The organism is Micromonospora sp. RV43, assembly GCF_001029515.1.
In the GTDB taxonomy this organism is placed as follows: domain Bacteria; phylum Actinomycetota; class Actinomycetes; order Mycobacteriales; family Micromonosporaceae; genus Micromonospora; species Micromonospora aurantiaca.
Genome location: NZ_LEKG01000321.1, coordinates 1 through 3,702, shown reverse-complemented (window position 1 = coordinate 3,702; position 3,702 = coordinate 1). Strand labels below are relative to the sequence as shown.

Genomic DNA, 3,702 nt, shown 5'->3' with positions numbered 1-3,702 from the left:
TCGCCGACGTGGCGCTGGGCCCGCCAGTTCGGGGTGGATCAGTCCTTGTCGACCGTCACCGTGCTGGGCTTGGCGCTGCGCTCGTCGGTGGTCGGCTTTGTCGGGCGCTTGCCGTTCTCACCGGTGCTGGTGATCTTCGTGGGGGTGGCGCCCCGGCCGCCCTCACCCGGCACGGCAGCCACTGTGGGCTCGCCGTCGACGCCTGCTCCGCCGGGGGAGTCCATCGTGGTCACCGGTTCGCCGACCGGCTTCGCCTTGCCCGCGTCGGCGGGCTCGCCGTCACCCTTGGCCGGCCCGGCGCCGTTGGGGACCGCGGTGGCGGTGCCCTTCGCGGCCACCGGCGCACCGCCGCCGGCCGGGGTGTCGCCGGGGCTCTCCGCGCCGCTGGTGACCGGCGTGCCCTCGCCCGCCGGCGTGCCGTCGCCGGTGGACCGGCCGGTGGAGGCGGCGGCGAGGTCGTCCGGGTCGACCGGGGTGGCCGCGATCCCGGCCGAGTCGGCGTCGCGCCGCAGATCGGCGAGCCGTCGTTGCAGGTCGTCGGACTCCTGCCGCGACTTCCACGTCTCGGTACGCAGGTCGGCCAGCTCCTGCTGGGCCTTGGCGATCTCCAGCATCACCCCGGCGAGCTGCTGCCGGCCGGCGGCCACCTCCTGCTGGGTCGAGGCCAGGTGCTGCTGGGTAGTGGCGAGGTGCTGCTGGGTCGTGGCCGCGTACTCCTCGAACTGGCGGCGCGAGGCCGCCACGTGCTCGTCGGCCTTGCGGCGCTGCGCGGTGGCGTCCGCCTCGGCGCGGCGCAGCAGCTCGGCGGCCTCCAGCTCGGCCTGCTGCCGCATGCTCAGCGCGTCGGCCTCCGCAGCCTCCCGGACGCCGGCGGCGGTGCGCTCGATCTCGTCGCGCCGCGTGGTGTACGCCTGCTCCAGCTCCTCCTGCCGCTTGGCGTGCTGCTTGTCCAGCTCGTCGCGGCGCTTGGCGAACTCCTGCTCGGCGGCGGCCCGGCGCTGGGCCAGCTCCTTCTCCGCGCTGTCCCGCCGCTCGGCGACCTCCTTCTCCACCCCCGCCCGCCAGGCGCCCAGCTCCTGCTGGGTCTGCGCGCGGGACTGCTGCACGTACGCCTCGGTCTCGGTGCGCATGCGCTGCACGTACGCCTCGACCTCGGCGCGGTTGCGCTTGCCGGCCTCGGCGGCCTCGGTGGTGAGCCGGTTGGCCTCGGTACGGGCCCGGCCGCGGGTGGCCTTGGCGGCCTCCTCCGCGTCGTCCACGATCTTCTTGGCCTCGGCCAGCGCCTTGGCGTGCGTGGCCCGGCCGGCCTCGGCGGCGGCGTCGGTGAGCCGCTTGGCCTCCTGCTGGCCCTTGGCGTGCACCTCCTTGGCCGCCTCGCGGAGCTGGCTCGCCTCCTGCTGGGCCTTGGCCAGCGCCTCCTTGGCCGCCTCGCGCAGCCGCGCGGCCTCCTGCTGGGCCCGGGCGTGGATCTCCTTGGCCGTGTCGCGGAGCTGGGTGGCCTCCTGCTGGGCCTTCGCCAGCGCGTCCTGAGCGGTCCGGCGCAGCTTCTCGGCCTCGTCCTGGGCGGCCGTCCGCAGCTTCGTCGACTCGTCCTGCGCGGCCTTGCGCAGCTGCGCGGACTCGTCCTTGGCGGCCTTGAGCGTGGCCTCGGCCTCGGCCTTGCGGGCGGCGGTGTGCCGCTCCTCCTCGGCCCGGCGGGCGGCCAGCGCGATCTCGAAGTCCTTGAGCGCCTGGGCGGCCTGCTCCCGGGCCTCCTCGACGATGTGCTCGGCGGCGGCGCGGCGGGCCTCGATCTCCTCGTTGGCGGCGCCGAGGATCTCGTCGGCCTGTTCCTCGGCCATCGTGAGGATCTGCTCGACGCGCGGACCCAGGTGCCGGAACGACGCCCGGTCCACCACCGCCGCCTGCTTGCGCACCTGGGCCAGGTCGCGCTGGAGCACCTCGACCTGACCGGCCAGCTTGTGGATCTGGGTGTACGCCTGTTCCCGCTCGGTGGTCAACGCCGCGATCTCGTGCTCCGCGCGAGCGACGTAGCGGTCGACCTGCCGTTTCTCGTATCCCCGCAGGGCGGACTCGAAGCTGGGCTCCGTCGTCACGTCCCCGCCGAGCGCGAACAGTTCCTCGCCGTGCGACATGCCCCCATCCTCACACGCATCCGGCTCTGCTGGGGCGATACGGACGCCCCTTCTGGGAGCTACTTCACCCTCCTGGCGAAACGGGCCGCACAAGCATGACGGCGCGGGGCGACACCGGTCACCCGGCGTCACCCCGCGCCGTGGCTCATGCCCCCGACAGCGGGTGTTCGATCAGCCGGCCGACTCCGCCGACACCTTCTGCCCGGAGGCGTCCGCCTTCGGCGCCTCGGCCTTGCCGCCGGCCGGCACGCCCGGCACGATGCCGGCCAGGCCGGACAGCATCTGCCCGAGCTGCGAGGTGACCGCGTCCTTCTGGCGGGTCAGGTCCTCGACCTCGCGACGGGCCGCCTGCGTGGTCAGCTCGGCCTCGGTACGGGCCTCGTTGAGCACCCGCTGCGCCTCGGCGCGCGCCTCGTTGAGCGTCTTGTCGGCCAGCGCCTTGGCCTTGTCGACGGTCTCGTTGGCGGTGCGCTCGGACTCGACCCGCCGGGCCTCGGCCCGCTGCTCGATCTCCTTGGCCCGCTCCTGCGCCGCACGGGCCCGCTGCTCGGCCTCGTTCACCAGCTTCTGGGTCTGCGCGACCTGGGCGGCGTGCCGCTCCGACTCCTCGCGCTCGGCCTTCTCCCGCCGCTCGGCGAGCTGGAGCTCCAGGGCCTGGAGGTCCTTGTCGCGCTTGTCGCGCGCGTCGGTGAGCAGCTTGGTCGCCTCGGCCCGCTTCTCCTCGGCCTCCCGGGCGGCCTTCGCCCGCTGCTGGGTGATCTCCCGCTCGGCGGTGGCGCGCAGCGTGGCGACCTCGCGCTCGACAGTCGACTTCAGCTCGGCCACCTCGTGCGCGGTGACCGTACGCAGCTGCTTGGTCTCGCGGTCGGCGTCGGCGCGCAGCGTGTCGGCCTCACGGCGGGCCTGCACCCGGACCTCGGCGGCCTCGCGCTCGGCGGCGGTGCGGACGCTGCCGGCCTCACGCTCGGCGGTCGCCTTCATGGCGGCGGCCTCGGCGCGCGCCTTGTCGGTGATCTCACGCGCCTCGAGGCGGGCGGCGGAGAGGATGCCCTCCGACTCGCGCTTGGCCTCGTTGCGGTGGTCGTTGGCCTGCTCCTCGGCCAGCCGCAGGATCTGCTCGACGCGAGTGCCCAGGCCGGACAGGGTCGGCCGGCTGTTCTCCTCGAGCTGCTTGTTGGTCTCGGTGAGCTTCTGCTCCAGCGCGCTCTGGCGCTGCTCGGCCTGCCGCAGCCGGCGCTGAGCGTCGTTCATCCGCTGCTCGGCCTCGGCACGGGCCTGCTCGGACTGGCTCAGGGCGGCGCTGAGGCGGCCGATGAAGTCGTCGACCTGGTTGGTGTTGTAACCACGCAGGCCAACGGTGAAATCGGGCTGTGAGTTCGCGTTATCGAAGAACGCAAGAGGGGAGGACTGCTGCTGGGGCATTGGGACATACTGGCAGACGCCCCAGGGTGGTTCGCAAGAGCGGTGGGCACCTTTCGCGTCCTGTTTACATGGTCAACTCCGCCGTCCGGTGAGACCGGACCAATTGGCGATCTTGGCAGCTCCCGGGCGGGTGGGGCGGGTCGGG

At 73.7% G+C, this 3,702-nt stretch carries 2 protein-coding genes; both read right to left on the bottom strand.

What is annotated here, in order from left to right:
• Positions 1–38: 38 nt before the first annotated feature.
• A complete protein-coding gene (locus ABD52_RS36720; RefSeq protein ID WP_047894793.1) occupies positions 39–2,135 on the bottom strand; it encodes a hypothetical protein in 2,097 nt (698 codons plus the stop codon).
• A 171-nt stretch (positions 2,136–2,306) separates the two neighbouring features.
• Positions 2,307–3,557, bottom strand: a complete 1,251-nt coding sequence (locus ABD52_RS36715) for a DivIVA domain-containing protein (protein ID WP_047894792.1) — start codon at positions 3,555–3,557, stop codon at positions 2,307–2,309.
• Between the last annotated feature and the right edge of the window lie 145 nt (positions 3,558–3,702).